Origin of the sequence: Parabacteroides sp. CAG:2 (assembly GCF_000436315.1) — a bacterium.
In the GTDB taxonomy this organism is placed as follows: Bacteria; Bacteroidota; Bacteroidia; order Bacteroidales; family Tannerellaceae; genus Parabacteroides; species Parabacteroides distasonis.
This window is the reverse complement of record NZ_FR885255.1, coordinates 1-18,250: the sequence shown is the minus strand read 5'-3', so window position 1 is coordinate 18,250 and position 18,250 is coordinate 1. Positions and strand designations below refer to the sequence as shown.

Annotated in this window: 11 protein-coding genes and 1 pseudogene; 10 read left to right on the top strand and 2 right to left on the bottom strand. The window is 44.4% G+C overall.

Annotation, left to right across the window (positions count from 1 at the left end; all coding sequences use genetic code 11):
- Together QVP94_RS01120 and QVP94_RS01115 are read right to left on the bottom strand one after the other, a co-directional pair.
- The gene (locus QVP94_RS01120; RefSeq protein WP_022191777.1) at positions 1-2,904 is read right to left on the bottom strand and encodes an autotransporter outer membrane beta-barrel domain-containing protein; all 2,904 of its coding nucleotides are present in this window, start codon (positions 2,902-2,904) and stop codon (positions 1-3) included.
- Between the two features lie 119 nt (positions 2,905-3,023).
- Positions 3,024-4,733, bottom strand: a complete 1,710-nt coding sequence (locus tag QVP94_RS01115) for an AraC family transcriptional regulator (RefSeq protein WP_005855919.1) — start codon at positions 4,731-4,733, stop codon at positions 3,024-3,026.
- 550 nt (positions 4,734-5,283) lie between these two features.
- On the opposite strand from QVP94_RS01115, the gene QVP94_RS01110 reads away from it, so the two are divergent.
- From QVP94_RS01110 to QVP94_RS01070, 10 genes and pseudogenes are all read left to right on the top strand, one after another.
- On the top strand, positions 5,284-6,927 hold the full coding sequence (locus QVP94_RS01110) for a diphosphate--fructose-6-phosphate 1-phosphotransferase (protein WP_005855923.1): 1,644 nt from the start codon (positions 5,284-5,286) through the stop codon (positions 6,925-6,927).
- A gap of 129 nt (positions 6,928-7,056) precedes the next feature.
- Positions 7,057-8,934: pseudogene (locus tag QVP94_RS01105) on the top strand (glycoside hydrolase family 35 protein); the annotation flags it as partial.
- Between the two features lie 12 nt (positions 8,935-8,946).
- Complete coding sequence (locus tag QVP94_RS19395) at positions 8,947-9,354, top strand: DUF302 domain-containing protein (protein ID WP_497198246.1); 408 nt, start codon at positions 8,947-8,949, stop codon at positions 9,352-9,354.
- 381 nt (positions 9,355-9,735) lie between these two features.
- On the top strand, positions 9,736-13,035 hold the full coding sequence (locus QVP94_RS01100; RefSeq protein ID WP_022191775.1) for a SusC/RagA family TonB-linked outer membrane protein: 3,300 nt from the start codon (positions 9,736-9,738) through the stop codon (positions 13,033-13,035).
- Positions 13,036-13,070: 35 nt separating this feature from the next.
- Positions 13,071-14,834: a RagB/SusD family nutrient uptake outer membrane protein gene (locus QVP94_RS01095; RefSeq protein WP_022191774.1), complete on the top strand. Its 1,764-nt coding sequence runs from the start codon at positions 13,071-13,073 to the stop codon at positions 14,832-14,834.
- 110 nt (positions 14,835-14,944) lie between these two features.
- Positions 14,945-15,334, top strand: coding sequence for a hypothetical protein (locus QVP94_RS01090; protein WP_005868054.1), 390 nt, complete (start codon positions 14,945-14,947; stop codon positions 15,332-15,334).
- 179 nt (positions 15,335-15,513) lie between these two features.
- Positions 15,514-16,635 (top strand): DUF4249 domain-containing protein, encoded by a 1,122-nt coding sequence (locus QVP94_RS01085; RefSeq protein ID WP_005868056.1) that lies wholly within the window; start codon positions 15,514-15,516, stop codon positions 16,633-16,635.
- 131 nt (positions 16,636-16,766) lie between these two features.
- Entirely contained in the window at positions 16,767-16,994 is a 228-nt protein-coding gene (locus QVP94_RS01080) for a DUF3791 domain-containing protein (protein ID WP_005868058.1), read from the top strand.
- Between the two features lie 16 nt (positions 16,995-17,010).
- Complete coding sequence (locus QVP94_RS01075; RefSeq protein ID WP_022191773.1) at positions 17,011-17,379, top strand: DUF1016 N-terminal domain-containing protein; 369 nt, start codon at positions 17,011-17,013, stop codon at positions 17,377-17,379.
- The gene (locus QVP94_RS01070; protein ID WP_353884499.1) at positions 17,363-18,076 is read left to right on the top strand and encodes a PDDEXK nuclease domain-containing protein; all 714 of its coding nucleotides are present in this window, start codon (positions 17,363-17,365) and stop codon (positions 18,074-18,076) included. Before QVP94_RS01075 ends, QVP94_RS01070 begins: the two co-directional genes overlap by 17 nt.
- The last annotated feature ends 174 nt before the right edge of the window (positions 18,077-18,250 follow it).

The window sequence follows — 18,250 nt, the reverse complement described above, 5'->3', positions numbered from 1 at the left end:
TTATAAATTAGGTTTATCAAATTGCATCTCGGATTTCTTCGGGATCGGAAAGCTACCTGTTTCGTTGGATGGTATTTCCCATTTTACATCAAAGTCCCATCCAGTAAAGGTCTTTTCCGACTTTAAGTCTTGTAAGCTGAATATGTTCATAATCACAGGATTCGGTTGCTCTACAGTGCCCAGCATGCAGTAATTCCCAAAATAAGAAACGGATGCGGGAGGTGCGAAAAGATACCAATTCTCCCCGACATTCAAGTTCCTGCCTACCCTTACGTTTGGATTGACAACTCCAATTAGGGCATTGGCTCTTTTATTTGAGCGTCCCATATTTATACAATCGGAGATAAGGCAGCTTTGCTGAAGTTGGCCTACCAAGCCTCCGCTGCTATATTGGCCAATCTCTCCGGCGTTCAAGCATTGTGTGATAACGACGGAGTTTTCCACGAAATCATCAAGAGTGGCCGAAACCGAATTGCCGAAACTGACTAACGCTAGCGCACCTCCCATCAAGGCTACAGCGGGAACACCTTCGGGGAAAGTGATAACTGTAACAAAAAGCAAGGCTGAATTGACCGCGCAACAAACACCACTGACAACCGTATGTAGAACTTCTTCGTTTTTTTTGCTTTTAAGGATCTGTTTGGAGAGCAACCCTCTCTTATAATTCATCGCATCACTATAAATCTGGTGGTTTGTCCCACTTTCGAACCATTCTGTTAATGTCTTTCGATTAGACATGAACCTATTTGTCATATCTTTGCTCCTCAGTTTGATACTTGCGAACGATAGGTTGTCTGTTTTATTGGCCAGTTTCGTGTCCATATCTGATTCCAACATGGCGATATCATGGGTAATGACACCTTTCAGCCTCTCTGTTTCTATAATCTCCGGATGACCGTGTGAAATAAGCCCGAATACGCTAAAACCTTCTGATAAAATATCGATATCATTTAAGACGAGGCTAAGTACTGTAAGGGCGCAGTTAACAAGGATTTCTCCGCTTTCTCCCACGATTTTAGCGAAAGGGACAAATCCGACAAGAGTAGACGCTAGTTCGAATGTGGCAAACCCCAAGGATACGCCGTCCATGATCGTCCATTTCCTTGCGTCGCCTACCTCGCCGATCATACCACCGAGGTATGAGGAACCTGATATCGATGCGAAATTGGAACAATAGTTCATGGCAAGCGTATTCCCTGCCCTTCCTATCATACCACCGGCATATTCATGGTAGGAGGCTACTTCCCCCAGATTCGTGTTAATACCCAACGAGCCGGCAAGGATGGAACCGGCTATTCCTCCGCTATAAGAGGAGGCGATTACTTTATTGAAATTCGCCGTGTTGGTGATGGAGGCCAAGGGAGCGAATCCTAAAATTCCACCAGCGAAGGATGAATTAGCCTTGATCATACCCTCATTATACGATTTATAAGCGCCAAGTTGCGCCTCACCGCATAATCCTCCTATATAACTGTCGCCGTTTATATTCCCCGAGTTCGAGCAAAAACCGATAAACGTGTTATTATAATAAGTTTTCGGCTGGGTAGTTACCAGTGTGCTTCCGATAATTCCCCCTACGCCCCTGCTTCCTTGCACCGTCCCGCTGTTTCGGCTGGAAATGATGGTGCTCAATCCACTTCCTCCGGCGATCCCGCCCGCTCCTACATTATATATAGAATTGGCAGGAAGGTTTCCGGGAGGAGCGGTTGTGGATGCGGCACCTTTGATAGAGCCATTATTGCTGCATGAATATACATAGAGCGTATCGGCGTACCCAACGATTCCTCCGGCACAATTGTAAGATGCAGTTACCTTGGTATTCCGGTTGTGGGAGTTCGTGATTTGTGTCATTGAGTACACTGTTCCTCCGCCAAGGATTCCTCCTACGGCAATCGCCCCGTTTATAGTGCAATCCTCTACCGAGCAGGAATCTATCCAGAGATTTACGTTTGGGTCTACCATGCCGGCGATCCCGCCTATGGCCATGCCGTCCGTGACTACGCCATCGCTACGGCTTTCGATGGTGGATTTTTTTACTATGCACCCTTTTATGAATGTCTTATTGATGCTTCCCCCCTTGGTGGTAACGGCTCCTACGATAGCCGATAGCGCCCCATAGCCGGTTATGGTGGCTTTCTCGATGGTGAGATTCGAGATGATGGCTTGATTTACGAAGCCGAACAAACTAGCGCCCACGGCGTTTTTATCTAACATTTTCAGATCCCGGATCGTATAGCCGTTGCCGTCATAATAGCCCGTGAAAGGATAACTGGCTGATAATCCGATTTGATACCAGTTACCCTCCCAGCCGCATTGGTCATTATAGTTGGCCATGCTAATGTCATTTTGTTGCTTGAAGCAGGTGGAGGAATTAACAAGGTTACCATTGTTGTGGAAGTTGAGGATCGCTTCTTGTATCTTCGCCAAATCATCGGCAGAGGTTATCCGGTACGGATCTTCCGGCGTACCGTTCCCATACAGGCCGATTCGCTCGTCACGGTTGGTTTCGGTGGAGATCCCATTCTCGCTGACGGTAATGTAGCACCCCATGCCGAACTCCCCATTTCGCCCGTCAATGTCCGGGCAATCCGATTGGATGGTATATTCCATATATAGTAGCTGGTATTTACCCTCCTTCAGCCCTTTTTCCATGGTGAATAGGGAAGTCCCGGATAATCGCCGGTGCTTGGCTTTCCGTTGGATAATGTTCCCGCGGGGAGTCTTGATGTAGAAAGTCAGGTCTCCATACGTGAAATCTTCGGTTTCTTTCGTGAAACTGATCAGATCGTGTACTCCTTCATAGGTGTCCTCTGTGGAGGCCGGGATATCCGGAATGTTTTTGTCATCCGAACATCCCATCAGAATCAAAAGAAAGAAAAGGAGAAAAAAATAATTTGTCTTCATATATAGTTTGTTTTTAGGATTAACAGATATCGCTTCAATATCCGAATAGTAATCCTAAAAGCTGTCCGTGTGGCGCAAAACATTTGTCCGTGTGGCGCAAGTTTTTGAAATATAGTATTTTAATTTTCTTTTTCTTTCTCCGCAAGTTTTCGATATTCGTTAGGAGACAGGCCATAGCTCTGTCGGAAAAGGCGGTAAAATACCGAGCGGGAAGCGAATCCGGAGTCATAGCATATTTGATCGATCGAGAGGGCGGAGGGAGAGGAGAGCAGTTCGGCGGCATGCTTTAGACGAAAGTCATAAATATATTCGCGGACGGTCATATTCCCGCCGTAAGTACGTACGGCTTCCATCAAGTAGGTACGGTTGGTCCCCAAACGTTGTGCCAGATCATCCCGGTTCAAGGTGGGATCGGTGTATAGCTTTTCTTTTTCCAATAACTCGTTCAAGTTTATGAATAAACGTAATTCCCGGGAAAGATCGTTCTCGGGTATTTGCTTAATGGTTTCCACCGCCTTATTTTCCTGCCGGATCTGTTCCTGTATGCGTCTGTAGAGTACTTGGTTCTTCGCTTTTAGGCGTTGGGAATAGATAATATATCCCGCTAGCAAAAGGAAAAGGAGCAAGCAACCGGTAAAGGCGGCGAACATCCAGTTCCTTGCGTATTGCCTCTCTTGGTTGAGCCGGTCTACCTCGTAAATAGTCCGTAGTTGATCCATCCGAGAGGCGATATCCAACCGGTTTACCGAGTCTTTCACCTGTATATACGTATGATAGAGCGATATACAGGACCGGGGATCTCCGGAATGAGCCAGAAGTTCCGCTTTCTTCAACAAATCGTCCATATAGAAAGATAGGTCGCCCTCGTGGGCCGCCAACAGGATATCCATATCCTTGATAGCCCCTTGGTAATCTCCTGTCATTTTCCGTAATTCTCGACGAGCCTCGTAAAAATGCTCATAAGCGTTGGCCGGGATCTGGGGATGAATAAACCGGGCTGCCTCATCCAGCAATCGTCTCGCCTCTTTTATTTGCCCTTTTTTCAGGAAAGACAAGGCTTGGAGAGAGCGGGAGGTGACGGGATAATGTCCGGTCGGGTCCACTTTCCCATGCTCGTCTCTCCATTTGACGAGGGCGGCGTAGCTGTCGGCGTAACGGGATATGCGTTCTGTGTCGTTCACCTTCAGGGCGGTCATGAAGAGCCATTCGTAAAGAACGGCCGAGATGTAGAGTACTTGGTTCTCACCATTCTCGTAAGTGGGACATATAGCGATCCCTTTTTCCAGCGAGGTGAGGGCTTGGTCGTACAAGCCGAGTTTATAATACATGCTGCCTTGTACCTGCAAGGCCATCGTCATGCCTACCGGTTGTTTAACCTGTTGCGCCGTCTCGAACATGGTTGTGGCTTCCTCACGGGCCTCGTCGAACCGTCTTTGCTTGAACAATCCGGATATAAAAGTATTATAGGTGGAGAAGTAGAAACTGTATTGCTTGGCATTCAATATAAAAGGAAGGCTCTCTCGTGCCTCGATGATAGCCGAATCCACGGAGTAGAAATTAAAGAGGCATTGTATGCGATTCAGCCTTGATCGGCAGATGGCCGGGGTGTCGCACCGGTCGATAGCGTCGTTGAGCGTAGCGTCCCAGTCGGCGATATCGTTGGTGGACATGGCTATACGCATCAGTAGATCATGCTTTTCCTTACCCACGCTCGCTGCGGCCCGTTGTCGCAATGAATCTGTCGGGGGATGTCCTTGCGCTTGTATCTCGTTATGAGACGAGATCAGGCAGATAAGCGATAATAGGAGTGCAAGAGGGCTTTTTCGCATCGAATTTTGTGATTAACTAACGTTAATAGAAGGTGTAAATATACGAAGTCTTTTGTGATAATTAGGTGCAAGTTGATGAATAGTTTACTCTATTGTGCCATTGAAGTAGCCAACAGAGTAAACGGATTAAAAAAATACAATAAAGCATTTGTTTGAAATGGTTTATAACTGGCTTATAATTAGATGGATATAAATTATGATGGAGATTTGAGTAAAACACGTACATGTTTTCGAAAAAACACGTACGTGTTTCTTGAAAATTACGTACGTGTTTTTGGAAAAACACGACCGGGTAAAAAATAGTCAAGTAAAATATACAGTAAGCTACCTATTTTCTCGTGTTCACTTCATGGTGACACATCCTCTTCTTGTTGAAGGTTGATCGGTTATAATGATGAGGGCAAGTTTACCAGTGATTTCCCGGAAGTTTTTTTCGATGCTATTTTGAATGAACATATCCCCCTTCTCTTTTATTAATACGGATTTTTTCCTTATATTTGCGTCACTTTTGAACACGTATCAAATAATTTCTAAATAAATCAATTAAGAAATGACAAAGAGTGCATTACAAATCGCAAGAGCAGCTTACCAACCGAAGGTACCCGCTGCGTTGAAAGGTGCAGTGAAAGCCGTTGACGGCGAGTATACTCAATCAGTAGCCGATCAGGAAGAAATCAAGAAATTGTTCCCGAACACTTACGGAATGCCGATCGTTACATTCGAGAAGAGTAACGAAGAGAAGGCTATGCCTGTCATGAACGTTGGTGTGATCCTTTCCGGTGGTCAGGCTCCCGGTGGTCACAACGTGATCGCTGGTTTGTTCGACGGTATCAAGGCTCACAACGCAGATTCTCGTCTGTATGGTTTCATCTTGGGCCCGGGCGGTTTGATCGATCATAAATATATGGAATTGACGGCTGATATTATCGACGAGTACCGTAACACGGGCGGTTTCGATATGATCGGTTCCGGACGTACGAAATTAGAGACGAAAGAGCAATTCGATAAAGGTCTTCAGATCTTGAAAGAGCTTGATATCAAGGCTTTGGTTATTATCGGCGGTGACGATTCTAACACGAACGCTTGCGTATTGGCCGAGTATTACAAGGCTATTGGCGCCGGCGTACAGGTAATCGGTTGCCCGAAGACGATCGACGGTGACTTGAAGAACGCCCAGATCGAGACCTCTTTCGGTTTCGACACGGCTTGTAAGGTTTACTCCGAGGTAATCGGTAACATCCAACGTGACTGTAACTCCGCCCAGAAATACTGGCACTTCATCAAATTGATGGGTCGCTCCGCTTCTCATATCGCTTTGGAGTGTGCTTTGCAGACTCAACCGAACGTTTGTATCATCTCCGAGGAGGTTGAGGAGAAGAATATGTCTTTGGACGATATCGTTACTTACGTGGCTGGTATCGTGGCTAAACGTGCCGCCGAGGGTAATAACTTCGGTACGGTATTGATCCCTGAGGGCTTGATCGAGTTCGTTCCGGCTATGAAACGCTTGATCGCCGAGTTGAACGACTTCTTGGCTAAGCACGACGCTGAGTTCAAGATGATCAAGAAGAGCGAGCAACGTGCTTATATCATCAGCAAGTTGACGAAGGAGAACTCTGATCTGTACGCTTCTCTTCCGGAGGGCGTAGCTCGTCAGTTGTCTTTGGACCGTGACCCGCACGGAAACGTACAGGTTTCTTTGATCGAGACTGAGAAGTTATTGTCTGAGATGGTTGGCAAGAAATTGGCTGAGTGGAAGGCCGAGGGCAAGTACGTAGGCAAGTTCGCCGCACAACACCACTTCTTCGGTTACGAGGGTCGTTGCGCCGCTCCTTCTAACTACGACGCGGACTACTGCTACTCTTTGGGTTACACGGCATCTTGCTTGATCGCCGCCGGTAAGACAGGTTATATGTCTTCCGTACGTAACACGACCGCTCCCGCTGATCAATGGATCGCCGGTGGTATCCCTGTTACTATGATGATGAACATGGAGAAACGTCATGGCGAGATGAAGCCGGTTATCCAGAAGGCTTTGGTTAAGCTTGACGGCGCTCCTTTCAAGGCGTTCGCCGCAAACCGTGACGAGTGGGCTTTGACTACTAGCTACGTATACCCGGGTCCGATCCAGTACTTCGGCCCGACGGAGGTTTGCGACCAGCCGACTAAGACTTTGCAGTTGGAGCAAGCTTAATACAGACTTATACATTATATAATATATAAGCTAGGGAGGATGTCATTTATTTGGCATCCTCTTTTTATTTACATACATTTGCCACGAGATCTTAAACCTAAAAATAAATCTTTATAACACATGGATTCCATGAAAAAGAAAATCGCCTATCTATTGCTCCTTTTGATGCTGATACCTGTCGGCTCGTTCGCCAAGGAGAAACGTACGTTCGAGATCAAGGACGGTCATTTTTATGTAAACGGGAAGGTAACCCCGATCCTCTCGGGTGAGATGCATTACCCTCGTATCCCCCACCAATATTGGCGGCATCGCCTTCGGATGATGCGGGCGATGGGCTTGAATACGGTCGCTACCTATGTCTTCTGGAACCTGCACGAGACGGAGCCGGGTAAATGGGATTTCGAGGGAGACAAGAATCTGGCCGAGTATATCCGGATAGCGGGAGAGGAGGGATTGATGGTGATCCTCCGTCCCGGCCCCTACGTATGCGCCGAGTGGGAGTTCGGCGGTTATCCGTGGTGGTTGCAGAATATACCGGGCATGGAGATCCGCCGGGATAACCCGGAGTTCTTGAGACGCACGAAGCTTTATATCGATAAGCTTTACGAGCAGGTCGGCGACTTGCAGGTATCGAAAGGCGGCCCTATCATCATGGTGCAGGCCGAGAACGAGTTCGGCTCTTACGTGGCGCAACGTAAGGATATCCCCTTGGAGGAGCATCGCCGCTACAACGCCAAGATCAAGCGGCAATTGGCGGACGCCGGTTTCAACGTGCCTCTGTTCACCTCGGACGGAAGCTGGTTGTTCGAGGGCGGTTCCACCCCGGGAGCGTTGCCTACGGCGAACGGGGAGAGTAACGTGGAGAACTTGAAAAAGGTGGTGAACGAGTATCACGGGGGAATAGGCCCGTATATGGTAGCCGAGTTTTATCCCGGTTGGCTGATGCACTGGGCGGAATCATTCCCCGATATAAGCGATTCCGGCATAGCGAGGCAGACGGAGACGTACCTCCAAAACGATGTCTCTTTCAATTTCTATATGGTTCATGGCGGTACGAATTTCGGTTTCACCAGTGGCGCCAATTACGACAAGAAGCATGATATCCAGCCGGACTTGACCAGCTACGACTACGACGCCCCGATCAGCGAGGCGGGTTGGGTGACCCCGAAGTTCGACTCGATCCGCAACGTGATCCGGAAATACGTCACTTATGACGTCCCCGAGGCCCCAGCCCCTATACCGCTGATCGAGATCCCGTCGATCTCCTTGACGAAGGTAGCCGATGTGTTGGCCTTGGCGAAAGAAGGGGAACCGGTAGCGTCTCCGACACCTCTCACGTTCGAGCAATTGAACCAAGGATACGGCTACGTCTTGTACTCTACCCATTTCAACCAACCCCTGAAAGGCCGTTTGGAGATACCGGGCTTGCGTGATTACGCTACGATCTACGTGGATGGCGAGCGTGTCGGCGAGTTAAACCGTTGCTTCAACCAATATGCGATGGAGATCGATATCCCGTTCAACGCTACCTTGGACATCTTGGTGGAGAACATGGGGCGTATCAATTATGGCGAGGAGATCGTCCGCAATACGAAGGGGATCATCAGCTCGGTCAAGATTAACGGCAGCGAGATATCGGACTGGAAGATGTACAAGCTCCCGATGGACCGGATGCCGGCTTTGGTCTCCGGCGAACCTTATGTCTATAAGAATGGCTCGCCCGAGGTAGCGGCGTTGGGGAATAAGCCGGTTCTCTACGAGGGAACCTTCCACCTGTCCGATACCGGCGATACGTTCATCGACATGGAGGATTGGGGAAAGGGCATTATTTTCATCAATGGCGTCAATATCGGCCGCTATTGGTATGCCGGCCCTCAGCAAACGCTTTACATACCGGGCGTATGGCTAAACAAAGGAGAGAATAAAATCGTTATTTATGAGCAGCTGAATAATGACCGGAAGTCGAGCGTACGGACGGTCAAGACTCCTGTCTTGACAAAACTGAAGAAAATTACAGCCATGGAGAAAAAGAATCGTTTGATGGATAAAGCGGTAAGCCCGTTTAGCGTGGATGAGACGATGCGGCGGATCGAAGAGATTATCAAGTCTCAAGGAGGTTCCGTGTTCGCCGTGTTCGATCATGGGCGAAACGCTAGCGAGGTAGGGATGAAGCTGCCTCCGAATAAGGTGATCGTCTTCGGCTCGCCGAAAGTCGGGACTTTATTGATGCAGCAAGATCCGTCTATCTCTTTGGAGTTGCCGCTACGTATCTCCGTTTGGGAAGATGCGGACGGCAAGGTTTGGATCGGTTCCCCGAATCTGGAGACGATCGCCTCCGAATACGGGATGGAAAACAGCGGCGTCATCGAGAAGATGCAAGAGGCCGTAACGAATATCGTGAGTAAATCGATAGCCGGCAGCCGGTAAGGCTCATGGATCTAATGCGATAAGAGCTTAGGAGGATGTCGGTAAAACGGTGTCCTCTTTTGTTTTATATGGCCCAAGAGACTCGTTTACCGTGCTGTAGATTGATAATAAGGTTTAAAAGTCTTCGGAAAAATTAGGAATAGATTGTATTTTTTTATGCGGTTTTTAACATATTGTTGATTCTTGTGAAGGTGTCTTTTTGTTAACAAGAATAAGCCTTATTGGGTCTATAATAGCTATTTGTACGAACACATATCTGCAAGTTCAAGGGAATGTGAAAAAAATATGCATACTATTGTTGTTTATTAAGAATAATAATTTATATTTGTACCCGTATCCGAAGAGTGGATATAATTATTAATGTTAACCTATTTTTGTGTTATGATGAACAAACAGTTGGCTTTTGTTAAAAGCGGGCTGGGTTTGGCACTTTGTTTCCTTATGGTCGGTGCGGGTGTAACCCCTCCAATCCACGCGTCTAACGCGAATGTGTCCATCTCCCAACAAGCTAAGAAAGTTACCGGTACGGTAACTGACGCAAAGGGTGAACCCCTTTTGGGTGTGAATGTTGTAGTAAAAGGTACTACAAACGGTACGATTACCGACCTTGACGGTAAGTATTCCTTGGAAGTTGAGCCCAACTCCATTTTAGTCGTTTCCTACATCGGTTATGTATCTCAGCAAATTCCTGCTTCGGGAGAAGTGGTAAATGTGACTTTGAAAGAAGATACGCAAAACCTTGATGAGGTAGTAGTAGTAGGTTACGGTACGCAGCAGAAGAAAGATATCACAGGCTCCGTGGCAGTAGTCGATACGAAGGACCTTTTGGCATCTTCCGGATCTTCCGCTACCCAGCAGTTGCAAGGTAAGGCGGCCGGCGTATATATCGGTCAATCAGGTTCCCCCGGTTCCCAGTCTATGGTTCGTATTCGTGGTATCAATACGGTTAATGACAATGGCCCATTGTACGTAATTGATGGCGTATCAACACGTAACCAAGATTTAAGCTCCTTGAACCCGAACGATATCGAGAGTATGCAGGTATTGAAGGATGCCTCCTCCGCCGCTATCTATGGTGCGCAGGCGGCCAATGGTGTTATTTTGATTACGACGAAGAAAGGTACCCGGTCCGGTCAACCTAAATTGACTTATGATGGATATGTCGGTGTTCAGAAAACAGGCAAGCGCTATGACGTTTTGAATTCTATGGATCGTGTAAACTTGGAATGGGACGCAAAGGCTAGTAACTATGCATTGTTAGGTTCCAATGAACTTCCTTCACACGTGCAATTCGGAACAGGTGAACGTCCTTCTATTCCTAATTATTTGACGCAAGCTGGTGCGGGTGGTCGTACGGATATTAATCCCGGCGATTATAATTACCCGGGTACGACTTATGCGCCGTTCTCTGATACAAATTGGTGGGATGAGATAGACCGTGCGGCTATGATTCAAAACCATCAAGTTGGCTTATCTGGTGGTACTGAAAAGGGACAATATAATTTAAGTGCGAATTACTTCAAGCAAGATGGTACGGTTATTGATTCTTACTACCAGAGATATCAAGTACGTGCTAACACCTCTTTCAATGTTCGTGATTGGTTACGGGTAGGAGAGAATTTAACTTATGCGTTTACGAAAGATAATGGCTTGAACTCTAGCGGCGCTGAGAGTAATCCATATTCTTGGACATATCGTGCTTCTCCTTATGTACCGGTATATGATATCGCAGGCAATTTTGCCGGTTCAAAATTCGCTGGAACGGGTAACTTCCAGAATCCGGTTGCCAATCAAAAGAGAAATAAGGATAATTACTATACACATAACCGCGTATTTGGTAACCTATGGGCAGAGGCCGATATTATCAAGGGATTAACTTTTAGAACGAATTTCGGTTTGGACTATACGAATGGTTATTATTATCGTATGGAAAAGAAGAACCCTGAGTTTTCTGAGTCAATGGGCCAAAACAATTTTGAAGAGCAATCTGATTTTAATTATCGTTGGGTTTGGACTAATACTTTGACTTACGACAAGACATTCAATGAGGTTCATAAATTGACTGTCTTGCTTGGTACCGAGGCTATTCGTGATGGTTTGGGACGTACGCTGAAAGGTCGTCGTTACAATTATTTGTACGAGGATAATACGAATACTTGGGAGTTGAATATGGGTGAGAATAACGCACAACGTATCGCAGAATCAAAATATAAAGGTGAATTTGCCTTGTTTGGTCTGTTTGGGCGTGTAGATTACGCTTATAATAATAAGTATCTGTTGACAGGTATTATCCGTCGTGATGGTGTCTCTCGTTTCTCGGAGAATAATCGTTACGGTGTATTCCCTTCTATCTCTGCTGGTTGGCGTATCTCTGAAGAGGCTTTTATGGAGAAAACAAAAGACTGGTTAGATGACTTGAAGCTTCGTTTTGGCTTTGGTGTTACCGGTAACTCAGAAGTGCCTCGTATTACGAACTTCGCCTACGAATATAGAACATTGCCAAAGAAAACAAACTATGACTTTACGGGTTCTAATACCTCTACCTCTTTAGGTTATCGTTTGGATAAATTTGGTAACGAGGATACGAAATGGGAGACCACCCAAATGTTTAATGTCGGTTTGGATGGAACATTCTTGAACGGCAAATTCGGTGCCGGATTGGAGTGGTACTATAAGAAAACGACAGATATGTTGATTGCGGCTCAATATTCCGCTTTGGCTGGTGAATCTTCAAAACCGTACATCAACTTTGGTGATATGAAGAATACGGGTGTTGACTTCAACTTCAACTATCGAGACAGTAAGGGCGATTGGTCATGGGATTTCTCTTTGAACCTATCTCATTATAAGAATGAGGTTGTTAAGATCTCTGAGGCTGATGATGCTTCTATGTGGGGAGGCGGTACACGTATCTCTGGTAATGTAACTCGTACGACAAAGGGACATGCTATCTCTGAGTTCTATGGATATAAGGTGAATGGATTCTATGAGAACGTAGATGAAGTACTTGCGTTACCTCCTTTGGGACAAGAAGTGAAAAGTGCGGAAGACGCTAAGGCTTGGGTCGGTAAGTTTAAATTTGCTGATACAGATGGAAATGGTAAGTTAGATGGAAATGACCGTACCTTTATCGGTTCTCCTCATCCTGACTTGATCGCCGGTTTGAACGCTACTGTAACGTGGAAAAACTGGGATTTGACGGCATTCTTCTATTCAACGATCGGTAATGATTTGTTCAACAATACGAAGTACTTTACTGATTTCTGGTTATTCGAGGGTAATAAATCTTCTCGCATGAGAGATTTGTCTTGGAAACCGGGTGCTGACAATAGCAAAGCTGTCTTACCTATTTTGGATTATGGTGATACCTATTCAGGAACGAACTCTAGCTCATACTATGTAGAGAATGCCTCTTTCGTGAGATTGAAGAATTTGGTCCTCGGTTATACATTCCCGAAGGAGTTGATGAAGAAGGCTACAATCTCTAATCTGCGTATTTACGTGCAAGCTGAGAACCTATTTACCATTACAGGATATGATGGTTTAGATCCCGAGTATACAAATGCGGAAATGAAAGATGTGGATGACAACGGTGTCGGTGCTGACTTGAAGAGAGGTATTGATATGGGCGGTTGGCCTTCAACAAGACGTTTCTTGTTTGGTGTAAACTTTGCGTTCTAAGGTGTGTATGTTTTAATTTAATTTAAAGAATCGTTATGAAAAGTAAATATATTTTGGCGATAGGCTATCTTGCTGCGCTTTCATTTAGTTCTTGCGGCGATGACTTCTTGGGGAAAGAACCTCAGGGAGCATTGACACCGGACGCTCTAGCCAATCCAACGGGTGTGGAATTGTTAACTGTTAGTGCCTATGCAGGCTTGGCTGTTCCGGTGGATGGTTATGATCCTTATCAAGCATCTCCATTTAACTGGGTATGGGGTGGTATTTATGGTGGTGACGCCAATAAAGGTTCCGACCCGGGTGACCAATCCGTGGTGAATGAGATAGAGATGTATAATACTCTGTCTACTAATGGCTATATAGCGCAGAAGTGGGCGTGGGTTTATGTAATGGCTAAACGTGTGAACTTAGCTCTTCAAGCTTGGCAAGGCGCTGAAGGTATGCCGGGTATGAGCGATACCGATCGTAAAAGCCGCTATGGTGAGTTGAAGTTCTTGCGTGCATTGGCTTATTTTGAGGGAATTCGTGTGTTTGGTCCATTTATTCCTTGGGTTGATGAGACCTATACGGAGAATGATCCTAAAGTACATAATGATATTAATATTTATGATAATGTACTGAAGGATATTGACGATGCGATCGCTAATCTTCCGGAAACTCAGACTGAAGTTGGTCGTGCGAATGTTTGGGCTGCGAAAGCATTAAAAGGTAAAATCTTAATGCATAAAGGAGACATCGCTGCCGCGAAAACTGTTTTAGCCGATGTCGTGAATAATGGTACAACCAGTAGTGGGGCAGCTTATGGATTGGAGGACGATTTGGATAACAACTTCAATGCGCTGACTGAGAATGGTAAAGAGGCTATTTTCTCTGTTCAATATTCTGCTGCTGACGAAAACACTGGTGGTGCTCCTTTCTGTTTGAATTATCCGCATAACTCAGGTCCCGGTGGATGCTGTGGTTTCTATCAACCTTCTTTCGAATTAGTGAACTCTTTCCAAGTGGACGCACAAGGTTTACCTTATTTGAATGGTGAATATAGAAATAAAGCGACTGTTTCAAGAAAAGGTACGGGAACAAATGAGCCATTTGTCGTAACAGATAATAGTATTGCGGTAGACCCTCGTTTGGATTTTGCTGTAGGTCGTTATGGAATCCCTTACAAAGATTGGGGTATGCCTAAGGATGACTGGGTTCGTAATCCTGTAAATGGTGGTATCTTTATGCCGAAGAAACACGTGTTTAGTAAGGCGGAAGAGGCCGCTGGCATGAAGAACTTATTTAATGGTTGGGCACCGGGTTCTGCTATGAATATGCAATATCTTAGTGTGCGTGACATTAAATTGTTGTACGCTGAAGCTTTAGCTGACGCTGGTCAATTGTCTGAGGCGATGGCACAAGTTAACGATGTTCGTAGACGTGCAGCTTTGGATGTGAATATTATTAAGTTAGAAAACGGTCAAGCGGCCGCAAACTATAAGGTCGCTGAATATCCTACGTCTCATGCGGCTTTCACAAGCAAAGATGTTTGTATCAAGGCGATCCGTATGGAGCGTAAGCTTGAGTTGGCGATGGAAGGTGAACGTTGGTTCGACTTGGTTCGTTGGGGTGGTGATGTCATGTCTTCAGAATTGAAGGCTTATATCGATTATGAAAAGCAATATATTCCGAAGTTTGCGGCAGCCTCTGTGCTTCCTGCGGCAAAGACTATGCTTCCTGTTCCTGATGACCAAGTATTGACCATGGGTAACGACGAGAACGGCAAACCTTATTTGGTTCAGCCGGATGCTTGGAAATAAAATATTTATTTCGAATTGAGAATAGGATACTTGATTTGCAAGTATCCTATTTCTTGCTTGAAGTAAGTTTGTAGTTGTATATGTATTTATTAATTTAAATTTTTAGAGCCATGAAGAAAGTTCTGTTTATTATGCTTGCATTATTATCAATGCAGTTTATGTATGCTCAGCAAACTAATATTGACGTGGACAAAGAAAATATAGAAGAGTCTATATTACAAGCTAATGCGGCAAATGGGATAGTTGCTACTATATCAGGCCCTATTAACGTAACACTAAATGGGGGTTATGCCCAAGAAGAGTATCATCTGGAATATAGCCCTTTAATACCGGGTGCTAGATTGGAATGGAGTATACGAGCACCGCAAGCTTATATAACACCTTGGACAAATCATTGTTCGGTTAGTTTTTATGCAGTTGGTAGCGCTCGTTTAGTATGCGATATTTATGATGGTAATACGTGGGTTGGCGCTGGGACAACTTATATAAATATAAGGTAATGGTATATTAAAATATCTGAAATTAAGAGGGGCGATTAAGATTTCTGATAAAAACTTAATTGTCCCTTTATAATTTAAAAGGATGATTTTAGAACTTAAAGTTTTGTTGTTATAAGCCTTATTGATATGATTTTTTATCAATAGATTAATGAATTTTCCCAACCAAAGAAAGTGTATATATGAAAAGATTATATATGTACATAACAGGGTTACTAACACTCATGGGTTGTATCTCCGATTATGAGCCTGATATTGTGAACCAAATAGGTGGTTTGCTGGTAGTGGATGGTTTTATAACTAATGATACGACTCGGATACGATTGAGCCATAGCGTAAGGATGTTGGATGAGTTTGAGGAAGGGGAGTCGATAACGGATGCGAATGTTTTTGTTGAATCAGATAAAGGAGCTGTTTTTGAAACGTTGAACGTGAGTAAAGATGGAGTTTATACAATACCGATGGGAGAGTTAAATCCTGCGTATAAATATAGATTATCAATAAATTGGAATAATAAAGAATATAAATCGGAATATTTGAATCCTCTAGATACTCCGGTGATCGATAGTATATCTGTTGAAAGTTCAGCATCAGAAACTCCTGTATATATCTGCGTAACTACACATGATAACAAGGTAGAGCCAACTTATTATAAATGGACTTATCAGGAGATATGGGAATTCCATGTAGATCTATTTGCAAACGCTGGTTTTTTAGATGATAAATTCACTTTATTTCAGAAGCATACATCTAAAAATACTTATTATTGCTGGGGACGTGATAGTTCTAAGGCGATGTTATTGGAATCGACAAATAAACTGACTGTAAATCTTATCTATAAGAGAAAATTGATAGAGATCCCCCGTGATCATGATAAATTGACAATGCTTTATTATATAGACGTTAAGCAAAACCGTATACGTAAAGAAGCGTATGACTATTTTGTGAATTTACAAAGGAACATAGAACAGGCTGGGAGTATTTTCTCTCCAATTCCTTCGGAAAGAAGAGGTAATATATCTTGCGTATCAGATCCTAAAGAATGGGTGATAGGCTATGTGGATGTAACTAATACAACGATTATGAAACGCTTTATGCCGGAACTAAGAGATTTCTATGAAACTTCTTATGACTGTGCGAAAAATATCTTAACAGGAATAGCACCAGATGGTTATACCTATTACATTTATAGTGGATCACCAACCACTCCAAATATTTATGCTCCTTTTCGCTGTGTAGACTGTACCCATGATGGGCGAGGTACCAAGAATAAACCTTCTTGGTGGCCTACGGATCATTATTGATTATTGAGGTGGATATATGCTTGGGATTAGGTATAAAAGATATATATTCGATCAAAATTTACCGATGGCTTTTTAGAAGCGGGTTTATGGAAAATACCTATATTTGTAAAAACGTATAATTGAGAATCGGTATGAATAGTGATATATTGAGGGATAAGGCGGAATATCTGATGTCGCTTATCAGTCATTTTGCCGAGCGGAATGGGCTAAGTATACCACAGGTCTATCGTTATGTCAAACGATATGGTGGCATATGTTTGGTTGACGAGCATTATGACATTATGCATACGTTGAGATTCATCGATGCGTTGGAATCAATGACTATGTACATGAAACGCCAAGGAGGGGCTGTGGGATGATTAATTTATTTTTATTATGGCAGATGATATTTTGAATTTAGCCACATCGGAAGAACTATTGTATAATGATGTATGTGGCATTATAGATGGAGTACGTGCTAAAGTAGCTACCTATTTGAATACTGAGATATGTATGACGAATTGGTATGTAGGCAAACGTATTAAGGAAGATATACTATACAATCAGCGTGCCGAATATGGTAAACAAGTCATCAAAAAATTGGCTACCCGGCTAACTGTAAAATATGGAAGCGGATGGGGATATGGTAAACTCAAACATTGTGTACGCAGTGCGTATCTTTTTTCAGAAGACGAGATTGGATATGCGGTGCGTAGCCCAATTGACTTGGACTCATCTTCGTTCGCTTATGGGAGTAAAAGATGAGCTAGCTCGCTCGTTCTATGTGGAAATGTGCAGAATGGAGCATTGGGATACTCGCACACTTGATGAAAAAATAGATTGTCAACTTTATGAGCGTACAGCCATTAGCCGTAAACCCGAAGATATGATACGCAAAGAGCTGAACGAGATAAAGGAAAACAACCAGCTATTGCCCGACCTTATATTTCGCAGCAGTTACTTTCTTGATATGCTTGGGCTTCCTGATATATTCTCGGAGAAAGATCTCGAAATGGCAATTCTTTCCCAAATACAGCTTTTCATTAAGGAAATGGGGACAGATTTTGCTTTCCTTGACCGTCAAAAGCGGATTACCGTAGATGCGGTTGATTACTATATTGATTTGCTGTTCTTCCATCGTGGCTTAAAGCGTCTGATAGCGATCGATCTCAAATTGGGGAAGTTCAAGCCCGAATACGAAGGGCAAATGTTACTATATCTTCGCTATTTGAACAAGAACGAGCGAAAAGAAGGTGAAGAATCTCCAATCGGGTTAATTCTTTGTTCGGAAGGCAATACAGAGCATATCGAATATCTAATGCTTGACGAAGATAGTCCGATAAAGGTAGCGCAATATTACACAAAACTACCCGATAAGAAAGTGCTTTCCGAAAAATTGAGGCGAGCGATATCAATCGCAAGGGAACATTATTCCGAATTACGACAAACGAAAGATATATGACACTATTTTACCGGGTACGTAACTCGTGCCCGGTAAAAGAACTTAATCTTTGATATTCCCATTTCCCCTAATATCCCCAGTACTTCAAGAGGCACCCCGCGCACCCCGCTATGAGGAGGGTGTAGCCGGAGATACCCAGCCAGTCCGCCCCGGGGGGCGGTGGGGCGGAGGGGG